The sequence below is a fragment of the Ruegeria sp. H6 genome, assembly GCF_056532975.1.
Genome location: NZ_JBQFOA010000001.1, coordinates 177,298 through 194,068, shown reverse-complemented (window position 1 = coordinate 194,068; position 16,771 = coordinate 177,298). Strand labels below are relative to the sequence as shown.

Sequence of the window (16,771 nt, the reverse complement as noted above, 5' to 3'; positions counted from 1 at the left end):
TAATATCTTTCAAAGTAACTATTAAATTCATGTTATACCTTTCACTCCGGCAGTACGAATATGTCTGCGCCATCGGGCAACATGGCAGCCTTTCGGCAGCGGCCCAACAGCTCAACGTCTCGCAACCGGCGCTATCCACCGCGCTGACGCGGGTGGAATCACATCTGGGCTTTCCTCTATTCACCCGACGGCGCGGGGCGGCGATGGCCATCACGCCACAGGGGCGTACCTTTCTGACACAAGCCGAAGCGCTGCTTGCCGATGCGGCGCGTCTGGAGCGCGCCGACCACCGCAGAAAAGGGACCGAGCGACTTAGATTAGGCTGTTTCACCGATCTGGCACCGCTGCATCTTGCCCCGGCCCTGCAATTGCTGCGTCAATCCTTTCCGGATGCCGAGATTTCCTATTGCATCGACGGCTTCGAAGGCGTGATCACGGGTCTGCTCAATGGCCAGACGGATATCGCAATTACCTATGAGCTGGGGCTGGATGCGGGTTTCAGCCGCAAGAAACTCTATGATAGTGCGCCCAACGCCCTGATACCCACCGGTCACCCTCTCTCTGATTTGGCCCACCTGCGGCTAAGCGATCTGGCGGAGTACCCCTTGATCCTGTCCGACGAAGGCCTGTCTGCCCATCACATGCTTGGCCTCTTTCGACGCAGCAACTTGCGCCCGCTGGTTGCGCATCGCGCCGCTTCGCTTGAGGTTTTGCAAAGCCTTGTTGCCCATGGCGAGGGCATCGGCATCAGCTATTCTATTCTGCCCGGCGAAACCCGGCATGGGCGCGACCACCTGATCAGCCGTCAGATTGACCATCCAGAGGCCATTGAATCCGTTGTGCTGACCAGACATGGTACAGGCCCTGCGGACCCGATAATCACTGCGGCAGAAGGCATTCTCACAGATGTTTTGAAACAGCGCTGACCTACTGCTTTTTGCGCAGGCGGATCACCACATCGACCGAGGCGATCTCGACCCCTTCGGGAGCTTGCGGCAGGCGCTGGATTACCAGCTCTTCCGACGGCGCGTCGCTGAGACGGCTTTCGTCTTCCCAGAAGAAATGTGGGTGGTCATGCGTGTTGGTGTCAAAATAGCTTTTTGACCCGTCCACCGTGATTTCCTGCAAAACCCCTGCATCGCAGAAGGCACGCAACGTATTGTAGACGGTTGCCAAAGACACCGCGTCACCCTGCTTTTTGGCAGAGTCAAACAGACTTTCGGCGGTGACATGGCGATGCCGACCGTCACCAACCAATTGCACCGCAAGCGCCACACGCTGTCGCGTTGGCCGCAGACCCGCATCGACAAGCCATTTTGTCGCTATTTCCCGGCTTTGAGGTGTCATGTGTCCGATACCTGTTTTCGCTGACGCTATATATAAGGGCTCTCAACCTGCAATTTCAAATGAAATTCATTCGCAAAGACTGTCGTAAGTTCAACATGATGTGGCGCGCCGCTCTTGCAGGACCTTGCATACGGGTGCTAGACGAGGCCAGATATAACGAACAGACCCTGGCAGGAGACGCGGCAGAATGTCCCAATTCCCGAGCAGCTTTGACAAAGACGATCTGCTGAAATGCGCCCGCGGCGAATTATTCGGCCCGGGCAACGCGCAGCTGCCCGCCCCGCCGATGCTGATGATGGACCGGATCACGGAGATTTCGGCTGATGGTGGTGAGCACGGCAAAGGACACGTTCTGGCCGAGTTCGATATCACCCCGGATTTGTGGTTCTTTGACTGCCATTTCCCCGGCAATCCGATCATGCCGGGTTGTCTGGGTCTGGACGGTTTGTGGCAGCTGACCGGGTTCAACCTGGGTTGGCGCGGATGGCAGGGGCGCGGCATGGCCGTGGGCGTTGGTGAGGTCAAGCTGACCGGCATGGTCCGGCCCGACCGCAAGATGCTGACCTATAAAATTGATTTCAAAAAGGCGATCCAAACCCGCCGTCTGACCATGGGTGTGGCGGATGGAATCGTCGAAGCGGACGGTGAAATGATTTATGATGTCAAAGACATGAAAGTCGTTCTGTCCGAAGCCTGAGCCTGACCGGCCCGAAATAAGGAGCACGCACATGCGTCGAGTAGTTGTCACCGGTTTGGGGGTTGTCTCCTCCATCGGGAACAATGCCGAAGAGGTCCTGACCTCTCTCAAAACCGGCAAGTCCGGTATCGTGGCCAATGATCAGATGGTCGAGCATGGCTTTCGCAGCCAGATTGCGGGCTCGCTCAAGATCGACGTAACCGAACATGTCGACAAGCGCACCCTGCGTTTTATGGGTCCTGGCGCGGCCTATGCCCATATCGCCATGAGCCAGGCCATTGCCGATGCCGGTCTTGCCGAAGATCAGGTTGTCAATCCGCGCACCGGCCTTGTGGCTGGGTCCGGCGGTCCGTCGACAAGCGCGATGCTGACTGCGCATCAAACGGTTCTGAAAAACGGCGCCACCAAGCGGATCGGGCCGTTCGCGGTGCCGAAATGCATGTGCTCGACGATTTCCGCGAACCTCGCGACCGCGTTCAAGATCAAGGGCATCAACTATTCGATCACTTCGGCCTGCTCGACCTCGCTGCATTGTATCGGCAACGCGGCCGAGCAGATCATGCTGGGCAAACAGGATGTGATGTTTGCCGGCGGCGGCGAGGAACTGGACTGGACATTGTCATGCCTGTTCGACGCGATGGGCGCGATGTCTTCCAAGTATAACGACACGCCGGACAAAGCTTCGCGCGCGTTCGACCAGAACCGCGACGGGTTCGTCATCTCGGGCGGCGGCGGCATCGTCGTGCTGGAAGAACTGGAACACGCGCTGGCGCGCGGCGCCAAGATTTACGCCGAAGTCACCGGATACGCGGCCACTTCGGACGGTCATGATATGGTGGCCCCATCCGGCGAAGGCGGCGAGCGCGCGATGCGGCTGGCCCTGTCGACCCTGCCCGAAGGCCGCAAGGTCGGCTATATCAACGCCCACGGCACTTCGACACCGGTCGGCGACGTAGGCGAGGTTGAGGCCGTGCGCCGCATCTTTGGGGAAGGCAACGTGCCGCCCATCTCATCGACCAAATCGATGACCGGCCATGCGCAAGGCGCGGCGGGTGCGCTTGAGGCGATCTTCTGCCTTTTGATGCTGCACCATGATTTCATTACACCGTCGATCAATGTCGACACACTTGCCGACGGCATTTTGCCCGGTGAAATTGCTACTCAAGTAGTTGAAAACGCAGGCTTGGACAGTGTCATGACCAACAGCTTCGGCTTTGGCGGCACAAACGGCTCCATGATCCTGTCAAAGTATAACGGGTGAACAAGATGTCGGATCAACTCAAGGGTAAACGCGGCCTGATCATGGGCGTGGCGAATGACCGCTCGATCGCGTGGGGCATTGCCAAGGCCATGCACGAGGCAGGCGCAGAACTGGCATTCACCTATCAGGGCGAGGCCTTCGGCAAGCGGCTGGAGCCTCTGGCACAGAGCCTGGGCAGCGACTTTATGGTCGATGCGGATGTCACCGATGACGAATCATTGGATCGTGCCTTTGGTGAGCTATCCGCGCGCTGGCCCACCATCGATTTTGTCGTCCACGCCATCGCCTATTCCGACAAGTCGGAACTGACCGGGCGGTTCCTGAACACCACGCGCGCGAATTTCAAACATTCGCTGGATGTCTCGGCCTATTCCTTTATCGAGGTTGCGCGCCGCGCCTATCCGCTGATGAAGGACAATGGTGGCACGTTGCTGACGCTGACCTATCAAGGGTCGAACAAGGTTGTGCCGAACTACAACGTCATGGGCGTGGCCAAAGCGGCCTTGGAATCAGCGACACGCTATCTGGCCAACGATCTGGGCCCCGAAGGTATTCGCGTCAACGCGATCTCGCCCGGCCCGATGAAGACCCTTGCAGGCGCAGCCATCGGAGGCGCGCGCAAGACCTACAAGTTCTGCGACCAGAATGCGCCGATGCGCTCGAACGCCACGCTTGAGGCCGTGGGCGGCACCGCCGTTTACCTGACCTCGGATGCGGGTATGTACACTTCGGGCGAAATCATTCGCGTCGATGGCGGCTATCACATCCTCGGAATGCCGCAGCCCGAGGCCATGTGACCATAACTTTCCCTGCCATTGCCCTGATTTGACCATCATTGAGCGGCAGGGAAAGACCCATGAGCAAAGTAGATCAAATCCTCGCCAACACCGGCACCGCATCGTCAGCACGTCGCAAACTCGGGTTTCAAGGCAGCCGCACGCGGTTGCTGATGGTTGCGCTGATCGGACTGCTGACAGCCTTCGTGTTCTTCACCCAGCCACAGGTTGTCGAGGGACTGCGTAACCTGTTCGCAGGTTAAACCCCAACCGGTCAGTTGATCGACACGATCTCGATATCGAAGATCAGATCCTGACCGGCCAGCGCGTGGTTTGCGTCCAGCGTGACGGTTGCCTCGTTCGCCTCAACCACGGTTACCGGAACAGCCTGGCCCTGAGGTGTCTGCATTTGCAGCTGGGTGCCCGGATCAAGCGGGATGTCATCCGGGATGCCCTCGCGCGGGATTTCCTGACGCATTCCCGGGTTGATCGGGCCATAAGCGTCGGCACATGCAATCTCGACCCGCTTCTTTTCACCTACCTCCATACCGGGCAAGGCCACATCCAGACCGCGGATGACCTGACCGGACCCAACAGCAAACTCCAGCGGATCGCGACCGTCCGAGCTGTCAAAGACTTTGCCGTCCAGCAAAGTGCCGGTGTAATGGATGCGAACGGTGTCGCCGTTTTTGATTGCGGTCATGGTGGCCTCCGGCCTGAATTGCGATGAACGATCGAACCTAGGCTTTGACACGGGAATGTAAACCCAAAGCTCTTTAACCCCAGAAACTCTTATGCCAACCTGCGCCCGATCACGGGAGGGACAGATGGCCATCACAACCTGCATTTTTGACGCCTACGGCACGCTGTTTGACGTTGCCGCCGCAGCCCGGCAGGCAGCAGCCGAACCAGGGTTCGAGGCGCTGGCCGACACGTGGCCCCAAGTGGCCAACCATTGGCGGCTGAAGCAATTGCAGTACACCTGGTTGCGCGCGGTGGCTGATGCACACACTGACTTTTGGGATGTCACCCAAGACGGGCTGGATTGGGCGCTGGAAGCCAGCGGCCTGCAAGGGGATCCGCGTCTGCGGCAAAGGCTGCTGGATCTTTATTGGGAATTGCAGGCCTATCCCGAAGTGCCTGACATGTTGACCGCTTTGAAAGACGGCGGCATGAAGACAGCGATTCTGTCGAATGGCTCACCGCCCATGCTGGATGGCGCGGTCCAGTCAGCCGGAATTGGTGCCGTACTCGATGACGTGCTGTCTGTGGAATCCGTGGGCGTGTTCAAGCCGCACAAACGGGTCTATGACCTGGTGCAAGAGCGGTTCGGATGTGAACGGGACGAAGTGCTGTTTGTCAGCTCAAACGGCTGGGACGCAGCGGGTGCCAGTGGCTATGGCTTTGTCACCACCTGGGTCAATCGCGCGGGCGAGCCGATGGACAGGCTGCCCTGGACACCAGCGCATGTTTTGTCGGACCTGACGACGATACCCGAATTGGCAGGCCTCTGATGGCGGTCTTCAAGACCTCGGACGGTTTACAGATCTTTTTCGAAGTCACAGGCGCCGGGAAACCACTGCTGTGTCTGCCCGGGTTGACCCGAAACAGTCGGGATTTCTCTTTCTTTGCACCGCATGCCCGCGATGCGCAGATGATCACGATGGACTATCGCGGTCGTGGGCAATCCGACCATGACCCCAACTACGGCAACTACAACGTGCTGCGCGAAGCTCAGGATGTGATCGAGTTGCTGGATCATCTGGGCTTGGGGGCAGTGACCATTCTTGGCACCTCACGCGGGGGGCTGATTGCTATGGCTTTGGCTGCCGGTCATCCTGACCGTCTGGCCGGTGTGATCCTGAATGATGTGGGACCGGTTCTTGAACCGGCGGGCCTTGCCAAGATCATGGACTATGTAGGCCAGCCGCCCAAATCAGCGACCTATGACGCCGCCGCAGAGGCCTTGCTGCACCTGATGGCCCCACAGTTTCCGAACGTCGCGCTTGAAACATGGCGCCAGCAGGCAGAGTTTCAATATGAGCAGACGGAAACGGGCCTGACCCTGCGATATGATCCCAATCTGCGGCAGGCCTTGATCGATCAGGCCGCAGCCGGAGTTGCGCCAGACCTTTGGCCACTGTTTGACGCCCTGCGCGACATTCCAACCGGCGTGATCCGTGGTGCCAATTCGGATATTTTAAGCCGAGAAACGCTCACACAGATGCAAGCGCGCCATCCCGGTCTTATATCGGTCGAAGTACCGGATCGCGGGCATGTGCCGTTTCTGAACGAACCGCAATCCATCAGCATCATTCACAAGGTATTGGACGCCGCATGAGCAGTTTGGAAATGATCGAGGCCGCCGCTGGCCGTTTGCAGGGCCATGTCAGGGAAACGCCGCTTCTTAGCTCGCCGTTTCTGGATGAGATTGCCGATCGCCGTGTTCTGGTAAAGCCGGAATGTCTGCAACATACCGGCAGTTTCAAGTTTCGCGGGGCGTGGTCCGCGATCTCGGCCCTGGATGATGCGGCACGCCAGCGGGGTGTGATCGCCTATTCATCGGGCAATCACGCGCAAGGGGTGGCCTATGCAGCGGCGCAACATGGGATCGCGTCGGTCATCGTGATGCCCTCGGACGCGCCACAGCTGAAGATCGACAACACGCGCGCCCTGGGGGCTGAAGTTGTCCTCTATGACCGCGCCCGCGAAAGCCGCGAAGAGATTGGCGAGGCGCTGGCCTCGGACCGTGGCCTAACCCTGATCCGGCCCTATGACGAGCCGCTGGTGATTGCCGGGCAAGGCACCGCCGGGCTGGAGATCGCCCGACAAGCGCCAGAGCTGGGCGTGTCAGAGGCAGATGTCCTGATTTGCTGCGGTGGCGGCGGGCTGTCGGCAGGCATTGCTCTCGCGCTAGAGGCGCACGCCCCCGGCCTGCGCCCGCGCCCCTGCGAACCCGAAGGGTTTGACGACGTGAAACGTTCGCTGGCCTCGGGCGGAATTGAAAAAAACAACGCCACCTCGGGCAATATCTGCGACGCAATTCTGACGCCGCAACCGGGCGAAATCACTTTCTCCATTCTCAATCGCCTCTGCGGCCCGGGCATCTCGGTTTCCGAGCAAGAGGCTCTGCAGGCGATGGCCCAGGCGTTTTTGCGTTTGAAGATCGTTCTGGAACCCGGCGGTGCGGTTGCTTTGGCGTCGGCCTTGTATCGCAAGGACGAAATCGAAGGCGAGGCTGTCATCGTGGTCGCCTCGGGCGGGAATGTCGATCCAGCGGTGTTCGGTCAAGCGTTGGAATTCCTGACCTGACACATCGCTGAATTAAGTTCATTATTGGGCCGCGCCTTGATCAAGGGTGCTGTGTTGGGAACGGAACAATGAAAATTGCCGAGCTTGGGGATGTGCGGCTGCACTACCGGGTAGACAGGGATCCCGAAGGGCCCCCGATCGTTTTCGCCAATTCGCTGGGCACCGATCTGCGGTTGTGGGATTCCATCCTGCCGCATCTGCCGCAGGGGCTGCGCATCATCCGCTATGACAAACGCGGACATGGTTTGTCGCCCGCACCGCCCGCCCCCTATTCGATGGGGGCATTGGTGCGCGACGCCGAAGCGTTGTTGGATTATCTGGATGTGAAAGATTGTGTTTTTATCGGATTGTCTATCGGTGGTATGATTGCGCAGGGACTGGCCGTCAAACGCATGGATCAGGTCCGGGCATTGGTGCTGTCGAATACGGCCGCCAAGATCGGTACACCTGCGCTCTGGCAGGATCGCATGTCCGCCATAGAAAAGGGCGGGATCGAAGCCGTCGCAGATGCCACGATGGAGCGTTGGTTCTCGCGAGCGTTTCGCAAACAACCGGAACTGGCGCTGTGGCGGACCATGATGACGCGGCAATCCGTCGAAGGATATCTGGGCTGTTGCGCTGCGATTTCGGGAACCGACTTTTATACGCCCACCAGCGGATTGCGCCTGCCAACGCTGGGCATAGCCGGCAGCGAAGACGGATCGACCCCTCCCGATCTGGTGCGCGAAACGGTCGATCTTGTCCCCGGCGCGCGGTTCGAGTTGATCCGCAAGGCCGGGCATTTGCCCTGCGTTGAACGACCCGAAGACTACGCCGCCGTCCTGAACAGATTTCTGACGGATATCGGGCACATCTGAAGGAGAAGTGAGTTGGCGGAAATTCTGTTGATCCACGGTTCATGGCACGGGGCCTGGTGTTGGCGCGACCTGACACCTGAACTGACGGCCATGGGCCACTCTGTCCGTGCCATCGATCTGCCCAGCCACGGGTCAGACCCGACATCCCCGTCCGAGGTCACGTTAGAGATGTGCCGCGATGCGGTGCTGGACGCCACGACACCGGATACGATCCTTGTCGGCCATTCCTGGGGCGGATATCCGATCAGCGCCGCTGCCGAAGCAGCGCCCGATCAAATGCGCGGACTGATCTATCTGTGCGCATATGTCCCCGAATCCGGTCTGTCTCTGGTCGACATGCGCAAGCGCGCTGCGCGTCAATTGCTTTCAGGGGCCATTGAAAAATCCGTGGATGGGTCATCCTGTTCGGTTTTTCCAGACAGGGTTCAGGACCTGTTCTACCACGATTGCTCGTCCGAAGTTTTTCAATATGCACTGGCCCGCCTGTGCCCACAGGCTATCCTTCCGCAGACCACCCCGCTGAGCGTGGGTGAAAACCTGGCACGGGTGCGCAAGGCCTATATCCGAACCCTAGATGACCGGACGATCCCGACAGAATACCAAGAGACGATGAGCGCCAGCGTGACACCCGAGCTGAGGTTTACGATCAACAGCGCGCACTCGCCGTTTTTTTCGCACCCTCAACAGCTTGCAGAGCTGATCGACAAGGCCTTGCGCCAAATGTGATCGCACTGGTTTTCGCCAAGTCAGGCCTTTCCACAAGGAATACCGACGGCTAGGGTCCGTCCTAACCTGCTGTTCGGAAACCCCATGCGTCTGCCCTTTTTGTTTGTTCTTGGAACCGTGATGATTGACGCGATGGGCATCGGCCTTGTGCTGCCCATCATGCCGCAGCTGATTGTCGAGGTTCAGGGCGGATCGCTGGCCTCAGCCGCTATTTGGGGCGGCATCCTGAGCACCGCGTTTGCCGCAATGCAATTTCTCTTTGGGCCGGTTCTGGGCAACCTGTCGGATGCCTATGGGCGGCGGATTGTTCTGCTGGTGTCGCTGTTTGTGATGGCGCTTGACTATGTGGTCATGGCTCTTGCAGGCAGCATCTGGCTGCTGTTGGTCGGGCGCATCGTTGGCGGCATTACGGCTGCGACCCATTCGACCGCCGCCGCCTTTATGGCCGACATCTCGAAACCGCACGAGAAAGCCGCCAATTTCGGCCTTTTGGGCGCGGCCTTTGGCGTGGGCTTTGTGCTTGGACCGATGATGGGCGGTGTTCTGGCCGAATTCGGAACGCGCGCGCCCTTCTGGGCCGCGGCCGGGCTGTCGGCGCTTGGGTTCCTGCTGGGGCTTTTGGTGATGCCGGAAACCGTGACCAAGGAAAATCGGCGCCCGTTCCAGTGGCGACGAGCAAACCCGGCGGGGTCACTGAAGGCGATCGCCGCCCTGCCCGGCATTCGCCCCATGCTGTGGGTCTATTTCCTCTATTCGGTCTCGATCTATGTCTACCCGGCGATCTGGTCGTATTTCACGCTCGAACGCTTTGGCTGGTCACCGCAGATGATCGGTTTGTCACTTGCGGTTTACGGCATTGGCCTGGCCGCCGTTCAGGGCGGATTGATACGTCCTGCCACCAAATACCTGGGCGAGCGTGTGACCGTGGTCTGGGGCATGGGGTTCGAGATTTTCAGCTTTGCGCTGCTGGGTTTTCTGACCAATGGCATGATCGCGCTGATGCTGATCCCGATTACAGCCCTTGGCGCTGTGGTCACGCCTGCGCTTCAGGCCATGATGTCCAAGGCCACGCCAGATTCGCAACAGGGCGAGCTGCAGGGTGTTCTGGCTGCGCTGCATGCCCTGTCGATGATCATCGCACCTTTGGTGATGACCAACGTGTTTGCGCATTTCATCAGCGAAGACACACCGCTCTATCTGCCAGGGGCACCGTTCCTGCTGGCGATGGTTCTGATGCTGATAGGCATGACACTTTTTCTGCGCCCATCCCGTGCCGCTGCGTAAAACGACACCGTCATGACGGAAACCGTCTTGCGGGACGCATCCTGACAGGCCACCGTGATCCGAAAAGGAACGGGGATAAACATGCAAACCATCAAAGCTGCCGTCTGCCACGCTTTTGGGGAACCGCTGGTGATCGAAGACGTCCTGATCGCGCCACCCGCAATGGGCGAGGTCGAAGTGACGCTGGATGCGGTTGCGATCTGCCATTCGGATATCTCATACGCCAGCGGCGCATGGGGCGGGTTTCTACCAGCCGTTTACGGACATGAGGCAGCTGGAGTTGTCAGCGCAATTGGGGAAGGCGCCGGAGGTTTCAAAATCGGCGATCCGGTGGTGGTCACCCTGATCCGGGCCTGCGGATCCTGCCCGCCTTGCGCCAGCGGAAAGCCGACGATTTGCGAAACGCCCTATGACACGGTCAAAGGCCCCCTGCGCACGGCAGCCGGAGATCCGTTGGAACAAGCTATGGCCTGTGGGGCCTTTGCTGAAAAGGTTGTGGTCGATCACCGGCAGATTGTGAAAATTCCGGCATCCTTGTCCAAGGACGTTGCGAGCCTGTTGTCATGCGGCGTGATCACCGGCGTTGGAGCCGTTGTCAACGCGGCCGGGCTGCGCCCCGGTCAGGATGTCGTGGTTATCGGAGCCGGTGGCGTGGGGTTGAACGCCATTCAAGGCGCAAGGATCGCCGGGGCCCGCCGTATCGTCGCGGTCGACTTGACCGAAGACAAGCTTGAGATCGCAAAGGAGTTTGGGGCCACCCATGGTGTTCTGGCCACGCTCGATGCCCCGTGGAAAGCGGCCTATAAGGCGTTGGGCGGACGCGGGGCTGATGCCGTGCTGATCACAGTCGGGGCCATTCCCGCCTATGATCAGGCACCGCGTTATCTGGGGCGCGGCGGCAAGGCCGTGATGATCGGGATGCCCCATTCCGGCGCGCAGGCCAGTTATGAACCCGTTGTTCTGGCCGCAATCGGCCAAGGGCTGATCGGATCGAAAATGGGCGATGTCGTCATTCAGCGTGACATTCCCTGGATGATCGATCTGTACCAACAGGGGCGGCTGAAACTGGACGAGCTGATCTCGGGTCGTTGGTCTCTGGACCAGATCAACGAAGCAATTGAGGATACCAAGACCGGATCGGCCAAGCGCAACGTGATCCTGTTCAATCGGGACTGACCCGGAAAGGAGCCGGCATGAAACTGCAGGACCTCGATATCATCGTCACCGCCCCTCCGGCGCCGGGTTGGGGCGGGCGGTATTGGATTCTCGTCAAAGTCACCACCGACACGGGCATTACAGGTTGGGGCGAATGCTATGCCTCGTCGATCGGTCCGGATGCGATGCAGCATGTGATCCGCGATGTGTTCGAACGGCATATGCTGGGCGAAAATCCCGAAAACATCGAGTTGATGTTCCGCCGGGCCTATTCCAGCGGTTTCACGCAACGCCCGGACCTGACCGTGATGGGTGCGTTTTCTGGGCTTGAGATCGCGTGTTGGGACATTTTGGGCAAGGATCGCGACCGTCCTGTGCATGCCCTGATCGGCGGGCGCATGAATGATCGTATTCGCGCCTATACCTATCTATATCCCCTGCCCCAGCATAACCTGACCGATTTCTGGACCTCGCCGGAACAGGCCGGAGAATGCGCGGCGGAAATGGTTCGGCGCGGGTTTACCGCGGTCAAGTTCGATCCGGCCGGTCCCTATACGATCCGCGGAGGGCATATGCCCGCGATGTCCGACATTTCTATGTCGGTGGCGTTCTGCAAGGCCATCCGCGAGGCGGTTGGTGACAAGGCAGATCTGCTCTTTGGCACGCATGGGCAGTTCAACACGGCAGGCGCCATACGGTTGGGCCAAGCGTTAGAGCCCTACTCGCCGCTTTGGTACGAAGAACCGACCCCGCCCGACATGATCGAAGACATGGCCCGCGTTGCGCGCAACGTGCGCATTCCGGTCGCAACCGGTGAGCGGTTGACCACCAAGGCCGAGTTCGCAGCCGTTCTCAGGGCCGGTGCCGCAGAAATCCTGCAGCCCGCACTGGGCCGGGCCGGTGGCATCTGGGAGATGAAGAAGGTCGCCGCCATCGCCGAAGTGTTCAACGCGCAGATGGCACCGCATCTTTATGCCGGACCGGTCGAGTGGGCCGCCAACGTCCATTTGGCCGCTGCGATCCCCAATCTGCTTCTGCTTGAGACCATCGAAACACGTTTTCACAATAATTTGATCAAAGGGTCAATAATGGTCGAGAACGGCTTTGTGACCCCACCCGACGGGCCCGGCCTGGGCATCGAAATCGACGAAGAACTGGCCCGCGCGCACCCGTTCACAGGGGATGGGCTGCACCTGCAAATGCAGGAAGAACCTTGTGATTATGTCAATGGAAACGCCTTCCAGGGCGGCGCACCGGCGACGGAGGGGTGACAAGAGCGTTGCGTTTGGGGCATATTGCGCCAACCCCTATTGCCCATTTCGGACGCCACGTGACTGCACAGGATATCAACTCTCAACAGCTTGCTCCGCAAACGCCAACTGACCTCAAGGAAAGCGCTGCGAATGCGGCAGCATACCTTAAGGCGCTGGCCCACGAAGGGCGGCTGATGATCTTGTGCTATCTGGGTGCCGGTGAGCGGTCTGTGGGTGAGTTGGAGCGCTTGCTAGAGTTGCGGCAGGCCGCTGTCAGTCAGATGCTGGCCCGTCTGCGCGAAGAAGGTCTGGTGACCACACGCCGCGAAGGCAAAACGGTATTTTACGCGTTGAAAGACGGAAAGACGGCACAAATCATAGAAGTCCTCTACGCCCATTTCTGCAGCCCCTCCGACTGAACGCGTCAGCTTGAGACGTATCCGGCAATCACCTGCATCAGCTTAAAGGCCGTGGCCGCGTCGTTTTCGACAACAGCCAGGAACTCTTCTTCACCGATACGCAGGCAGGACAGCTGAGTTTCAGCAATCATGCTGAGGGCGCGGGGCTCTTTTCGGATCAGACCCAGTTCGCCGACCAACGCACCTGCGCCCACGGTGGTGATCAGCGTGTCCGGGCCGTCGGGTTGTGGAAGATACAGACCTGCCTCACCCTCTAGCACCACATAGGCGCCATCGGTGGGCTGATCGTCTTTGAGGAATACGACCTCGCCCGGTTTGGCATCGAACCAGCGCGCACCAAAGGCCAGCAGGCGAAGTTGCCTGCGGTCTAGTCCCGAGAACAACGGGGTTTGTTCCAGCGCACGCAACTTGCGCGCCAGATCGGCAGAGGATGCACTGTCTTCTTCCACGTCCATTGGCCCTTCATCCGAGACCACCCGACCTTGCCGCACTTCGATATGCATGTCGAATACATCCGGGTTCTGAAACTGGTCGTTGAGGTAAATCACCGTGGTCTCCGGCAACAGCGCACGCAGATTTTTGTAAACTGCCACCTGTGTCTGCATGTCATAGCTGGCCAGCGCGTTTTCGAGGATCAGAATGTCGGGTTTCTTGATCGTCGCACGGGTAAAGGCCAGCGGCTCGGCAAAAACGGCAGGAAGGTTTTGACCGCCCAGCGCGACCGGGATGTCATAGATCAGTTCAACCACCAGCGGGCGGGCGCCATTTTCAGCCAGAACATCGACGATCAGCTTGCGCACTTCGTCCGTGCGGGCGCCGCCGATTTGGCTGACCTTGCCGAACAGCGCGTTTTCCATAACCGTCAGGCCTGGTGCAAATTCCTGCGGGTCCAGTGGGACGAACACATCGTGCAGACGCTCCATCAGCTTTTCCGAATGGCTGGCGCGCAATTCAAGAATGCGGTTCTTCAACTCATCGGTAAATGCAGGCCCGATCTGTTCGGCAGAGATGACAAAAGGCACAACCAGCAGATTGGCCAGTTGGGTGTCGTTCAGGCCGGACACGCCTTCTTGACGTGTGGTTTCAACCAGCTCAACCGCGGCCTCATAGGTCTGCGCCTCAAGTCCCAGATTGCGGAACAGCGGGTGATCGGTTCCATCCAGCCCAAAGATCTGCCGCAGCATGTCGATCACGTCCCGGGTCAAACCGACCAGGGTTTCGTCCAGCCCCAGCTCGCGCAATTGTCCCAGAAAAACCCTCTGCCCGGCCAGAACCTCTTGAGTCACCGGAATACGCGGCGTGGCAAAAAGCAGGTTTTCCACCACGGGCAAAGCCGGGTTATAGGTCTGACGGTCAAAGATCAGCGCCTGTTGGTCCAACCCGGCCCTGCGTACCGCCTGCTGCACGACGGGGCGCAGTTCCACCAGTTTGCGGGCCAATTCGGGATGACTGTCGGCGTCAAACACCTGTTCGGCACCGCGTTGATACAAAGCGGCCCCCGACCCCATCCCGTCGATCAGTTTCAGCCACCAATCGCGCAGTTCCGGCGCGGTCTTGTATCCCGCCAGATCGGGGTCAAGCCATTCTGCTCGATACGGATCGCTGCTGTTGCCCGCGCGCAGGGTTTCGGCAAAATCCGCGTCTGTCCCGCCCTCGGTCACCGGTTTCATCCGCATCGGCATCATCACGTTGTCGCCCAACGAGCCCTGAAACATCACAGGTCGTGAGGACGCGTATCCAATACGGCTGGCAATCACCGCCTGATGAAGCCCAGCGAGGTCCAAATCGCCCACTCCGATCCGCCCCGCGCTGGGCAGAATTTCGCGCGTCAGCAGTTCCGCCATCGCCCTACGGTCTTCTTCGCTGGGTGCGGAGATCCCGATGGTTTTGCCGCCGGGGAAGGTCAGGTCCAGATCGTCCAGAACCTGATTGCCATCCATATCGCGCACTGAAACGCGATCCAGCCTGATATCGCCGGTCAGGCGCGGACGGGCGTCGGGCTCGCCTTCGAACAGCTTTTCCTCTTGCATTCCCGCTGGGGCAAACCGCTCGACGACCACGTCCCAGCGCAACGACATGTCTTGCGTCTGGTTGTAGTAGGTCAGCAGTTCTTTCCACGGTGAGCTCAGATCCTTGTAGGCCGCCAGCGCTGCGACCAGAGCCCCTAGAGAAACCGAGCCTTGCAGAACCAAAAGACCGCCAATCAGGTAGAACATGAAAGGCGTGATCTGCGAAATGAAGTTGTTGATGAACTTCATGAAGAATTTCTTCTGGTAGATCTCGAACCGGATCGCAAACAGACGACCCAACTGGTCCGAAATCATGGCCCGACGGTATCGCCATCCGCCGTTTGCACGCAAAGTCGAGGCACCGGCTGCGTTCTCACCGATCTGGGCCGCCAAAACGCGCACTTCTTGGATGCGGCGTTTGTTCAGCAGATTGATCTGGCGTTGCAGCTTGGGGATCAGCCACGCTTGCAGTGGGATCAACGCTACAGCGGCCAGCCCGAACCACACGCTTTGCAAAAACAAAAACGAAAGGATCGTTATCATCTGTCCTGCCTGCAGCACCGGTTGACTGATTGCATCCCCCATCAGCCCGCCCATCGGCTCGCTTTCGGCGGTGATCATCGACACCATCTCGCCCTGACTGACACGTTCGAAATAAGGCTGTGGAAAGCGCAGGGCGCGGTTTATCAATTGATAGCGAAAGCGGCGCAACATCCGTTCGCTCAGCACACCTTTCATGGTGTTGATGCGCATCTTCATCAGTCCATGCGCCAAAACGGCGGCCAGGAACGCAAAGCACAAGATCATCAGAAACGTCGTCTGTTCGAGGCTGTATCCCCACACGTTCACAATCGAGCTGGACGCACCAATGGCGTCATTGATGATACGTTTGGGCAGTTCCAACGTCAGATACAGCAGCGGAAACAGCGTCGCCGTCACGGCCAGCAGAACCAGCTGGTCGCGCTTGGAATATTTCCAGATGAACCGAAAAATTGTCCGTTCTATGGACCCGACCCCTGATAGTGATGCGTTATACAAATCATTGATTTGGTCGCAGATACAACGTCTCGAATTTACTGCAATCGTATCCAGAGACGCAAATGAATTTCGAAACAGCGCCGAAATGTGGTTGTGTGAACAAGTTCATTTGCGTGACGCGGGAATAGGCCCTAGTCTCCGATTCAGGACGATATCGGGAGGACTCATTTGCCTGCCACGCTAGGCACATTGTTTCTATTGCTCTGCTTGCTGCAGATCAAACACATGTTTGCCGACTATTATTTACAGACGCCCAAAATGCTATCAGGGCGCAGCACGTATGTTCATTTGGGACGAGCGCAACATGCAGCGGTGCATGTCGTGGGCTCTGTGCTGATTTTCTGGGCGCTTCGGGCACCGTGGGAGTTCATTCTTATTATTTCGGCGTTGGAGTGGATCGTTCATTTCCACATCGATTTTGCCAAAGCCTTCTACACCGACAAGAAAAAGCTACAGCCCAACCAGGCCGCGTTCTGGCGCGCTGCGGGGTTGGATCAGTGCATGCACAACCTGACCTATATTGCGATGGCCTGGGCCTGGGTGACCTTCGCGGCGACGTAATTCGCCGCCCGCATGAACAAGAGCGGAAGTCCCTGCGCGACGCGGTGCAAAATCACTCAAAATACCCTTCCAGACC

At 58.9% G+C, this 16,771-nt stretch carries 18 protein-coding genes; 15 read left to right on the top strand and 3 right to left on the bottom strand.

Translation table 11 applies throughout. The features are described from left to right. Positions 1-29 precede the first annotated feature (29 nt). Positions 30-926 (top strand): LysR family transcriptional regulator, encoded by an 897-nt coding sequence (locus ACR0AG_RS00945; protein WP_480835480.1) that lies wholly within the window; start codon positions 30-32, stop codon positions 924-926. Position 927: 1 nt separating this feature from the next. Here the strand turns inward: ACR0AG_RS00945 and irrA are convergent, their stop codons facing one another. After that, a complete protein-coding gene (irrA, locus tag ACR0AG_RS00940) occupies positions 928-1,347 on the bottom strand; it encodes an iron response transcriptional regulator IrrA (protein WP_480835479.1) in 420 nt (139 codons plus the stop codon). Between the two features lie 187 nt (positions 1,348-1,534). Between irrA and fabA the strand changes: the two genes are divergently transcribed. Genes fabA through ACR0AG_RS00920 form a run of 4 tightly spaced genes read left to right on the top strand, consistent with a single transcriptional unit; the run spans position 1,535 to position 4,344 of the window. Beyond that, the gene (fabA, locus tag ACR0AG_RS00935) at positions 1,535-2,044 is read left to right on the top strand and encodes a bifunctional 3-hydroxydecanoyl-ACP dehydratase/trans-2-decenoyl-ACP isomerase (RefSeq protein ID WP_480835477.1); all 510 of its coding nucleotides are present in this window, start codon (positions 1,535-1,537) and stop codon (positions 2,042-2,044) included. Positions 2,045-2,075: 31 nt separating this feature from the next. After that, positions 2,076-3,305, top strand: coding sequence for a beta-ketoacyl-ACP synthase I (gene fabB / locus ACR0AG_RS00930; RefSeq protein WP_480835475.1), 1,230 nt, complete (start codon positions 2,076-2,078; stop codon positions 3,303-3,305). Between the two features lie 5 nt (positions 3,306-3,310). Further along, positions 3,311-4,102 carry an enoyl-ACP reductase FabI gene (locus ACR0AG_RS00925; protein ID WP_480835472.1) on the top strand — a complete coding sequence of 264 codons (792 nt, stop codon included), beginning with the start codon at positions 3,311-3,313 and terminating at the stop codon, positions 4,100-4,102. A 59-nt stretch (positions 4,103-4,161) separates the two neighbouring features. Beyond that, positions 4,162-4,344, top strand: a complete 183-nt coding sequence (locus ACR0AG_RS00920) for a hypothetical protein (protein WP_480835470.1) — start codon at positions 4,162-4,164, stop codon at positions 4,342-4,344. An 11-nt stretch (positions 4,345-4,355) separates the two neighbouring features. On the opposite strand, the gene ACR0AG_RS00915 is transcribed toward ACR0AG_RS00920, so the two are convergent. Next, positions 4,356-4,784 carry an FKBP-type peptidyl-prolyl cis-trans isomerase gene (locus ACR0AG_RS00915; protein WP_480835469.1) on the bottom strand — a complete coding sequence of 143 codons (429 nt, stop codon included), beginning with the start codon at positions 4,782-4,784 and terminating at the stop codon, positions 4,356-4,358. Between the two features lie 124 nt (positions 4,785-4,908). Here ACR0AG_RS00915 and ACR0AG_RS00910 point away from each other — a divergent pair, with 124 nt between their 5' ends. The 9 genes from ACR0AG_RS00910 to ACR0AG_RS00870 all read left to right on the top strand — a co-directional run bounded on the left by ACR0AG_RS00910 (position 4,909) and on the right by ACR0AG_RS00870 (position 13,087). After that, the gene (locus ACR0AG_RS00910) at positions 4,909-5,595 is read left to right on the top strand and encodes a haloacid dehalogenase type II (protein ID WP_480835468.1); all 687 of its coding nucleotides are present in this window, start codon (positions 4,909-4,911) and stop codon (positions 5,593-5,595) included. After that, a complete protein-coding gene (locus ACR0AG_RS00905; RefSeq protein ID WP_480835466.1) occupies positions 5,595-6,422 on the top strand; it encodes an alpha/beta fold hydrolase in 828 nt (275 codons plus the stop codon). Before ACR0AG_RS00910 ends, ACR0AG_RS00905 begins: the two co-directional genes overlap by 1 nt. Next, the gene (locus ACR0AG_RS00900) at positions 6,419-7,393 is read left to right on the top strand and encodes a threonine ammonia-lyase (protein WP_480835464.1); all 975 of its coding nucleotides are present in this window, start codon (positions 6,419-6,421) and stop codon (positions 7,391-7,393) included. The genes ACR0AG_RS00905 and ACR0AG_RS00900 overlap by 4 nt, the downstream gene beginning before the upstream one ends. Before the next feature lie 68 nt (positions 7,394-7,461). Continuing rightward, complete coding sequence (gene pcaD / locus ACR0AG_RS00895) at positions 7,462-8,250, top strand: 3-oxoadipate enol-lactonase (protein WP_480835462.1); 789 nt, start codon at positions 7,462-7,464, stop codon at positions 8,248-8,250. Between the two features lie 12 nt (positions 8,251-8,262). Beyond that, the gene (locus ACR0AG_RS00890; RefSeq protein WP_480835460.1) at positions 8,263-8,976 is read left to right on the top strand and encodes an alpha/beta fold hydrolase; all 714 of its coding nucleotides are present in this window, start codon (positions 8,263-8,265) and stop codon (positions 8,974-8,976) included. An 84-nt stretch (positions 8,977-9,060) separates the two neighbouring features. Then, positions 9,061-10,260, top strand: a complete 1,200-nt coding sequence (locus ACR0AG_RS00885) for a TCR/Tet family MFS transporter (RefSeq protein WP_480835458.1) — start codon at positions 9,061-9,063, stop codon at positions 10,258-10,260. Between the two features lie 81 nt (positions 10,261-10,341). After that, the gene (locus ACR0AG_RS00880; RefSeq protein WP_480835456.1) at positions 10,342-11,436 is read left to right on the top strand and encodes a Zn-dependent alcohol dehydrogenase; all 1,095 of its coding nucleotides are present in this window, start codon (positions 10,342-10,344) and stop codon (positions 11,434-11,436) included. A gap of 17 nt (positions 11,437-11,453) precedes the next feature. Then, positions 11,454-12,686 (top strand): mandelate racemase/muconate lactonizing enzyme family protein, encoded by a 1,233-nt coding sequence (locus ACR0AG_RS00875; protein WP_480835454.1) that lies wholly within the window; start codon positions 11,454-11,456, stop codon positions 12,684-12,686. A 59-nt stretch (positions 12,687-12,745) separates the two neighbouring features. Next, a complete protein-coding gene (locus tag ACR0AG_RS00870) occupies positions 12,746-13,087 on the top strand; it encodes an ArsR/SmtB family transcription factor (protein WP_480835452.1) in 342 nt (113 codons plus the stop codon). Positions 13,088-13,092: 5 nt separating this feature from the next. Here ACR0AG_RS00870 and ACR0AG_RS00865 read toward each other — a convergent pair whose 3' ends face one another. Then, positions 13,093-16,134, bottom strand: a complete 3,042-nt coding sequence (locus tag ACR0AG_RS00865) for an ABC transporter transmembrane domain-containing protein (protein ID WP_480835449.1) — start codon at positions 16,132-16,134, stop codon at positions 13,093-13,095. A 168-nt stretch (positions 16,135-16,302) separates the two neighbouring features. On the opposite strand from ACR0AG_RS00865, the gene ACR0AG_RS00860 reads away from it, so the two are divergent. Next, positions 16,303-16,695 carry a DUF3307 domain-containing protein gene (locus tag ACR0AG_RS00860; protein ID WP_480835447.1) on the top strand — a complete coding sequence of 131 codons (393 nt, stop codon included), beginning with the start codon at positions 16,303-16,305 and terminating at the stop codon, positions 16,693-16,695. The last annotated feature ends 76 nt before the right edge of the window (positions 16,696-16,771 follow it).

Bases quoted from the DNA above. Each gene is read 5' to 3' on its own strand.
- ACR0AG_RS00945 (WP_480835480.1), top strand. From the start codon at position 30: ATGTTATACCTTTCACTCCGGCAGTACGAATATGTCTGCGCCATCGGG.
- irrA (WP_480835479.1), bottom strand. From the start codon at position 1,347: ATGACACCTCAAAGCCGGGAAATAGCGACAAAATGGCTTGTCGATGCG.
- fabA (WP_480835477.1), top strand. From the start codon at position 1,535: ATGTCCCAATTCCCGAGCAGCTTTGACAAAGACGATCTGCTGAAATGC.
- fabB (WP_480835475.1), top strand. From the start codon at position 2,076: ATGCGTCGAGTAGTTGTCACCGGTTTGGGGGTTGTCTCCTCCATCGGG.
- ACR0AG_RS00925 (WP_480835472.1), top strand. From the start codon at position 3,311: ATGTCGGATCAACTCAAGGGTAAACGCGGCCTGATCATGGGCGTGGCG.
- ACR0AG_RS00920 (WP_480835470.1), top strand. From the start codon at position 4,162: ATGAGCAAAGTAGATCAAATCCTCGCCAACACCGGCACCGCATCGTCA.
- ACR0AG_RS00915 (WP_480835469.1), bottom strand. From the start codon at position 4,784: ATGACCGCAATCAAAAACGGCGACACCGTTCGCATCCATTACACCGGC.
- ACR0AG_RS00910 (WP_480835468.1), top strand. From the start codon at position 4,909: ATGGCCATCACAACCTGCATTTTTGACGCCTACGGCACGCTGTTTGAC.
- ACR0AG_RS00905 (WP_480835466.1), top strand. From the start codon at position 5,595: ATGGCGGTCTTCAAGACCTCGGACGGTTTACAGATCTTTTTCGAAGTC.
- ACR0AG_RS00900 (WP_480835464.1), top strand. From the start codon at position 6,419: ATGAGCAGTTTGGAAATGATCGAGGCCGCCGCTGGCCGTTTGCAGGGC.
- pcaD (WP_480835462.1), top strand. From the start codon at position 7,462: ATGAAAATTGCCGAGCTTGGGGATGTGCGGCTGCACTACCGGGTAGAC.
- ACR0AG_RS00885 (WP_480835458.1), top strand. From the start codon at position 9,061: ATGCGTCTGCCCTTTTTGTTTGTTCTTGGAACCGTGATGATTGACGCG.
- ACR0AG_RS00880 (WP_480835456.1), top strand. From the start codon at position 10,342: ATGCAAACCATCAAAGCTGCCGTCTGCCACGCTTTTGGGGAACCGCTG.
- ACR0AG_RS00875 (WP_480835454.1), top strand. From the start codon at position 11,454: ATGAAACTGCAGGACCTCGATATCATCGTCACCGCCCCTCCGGCGCCG.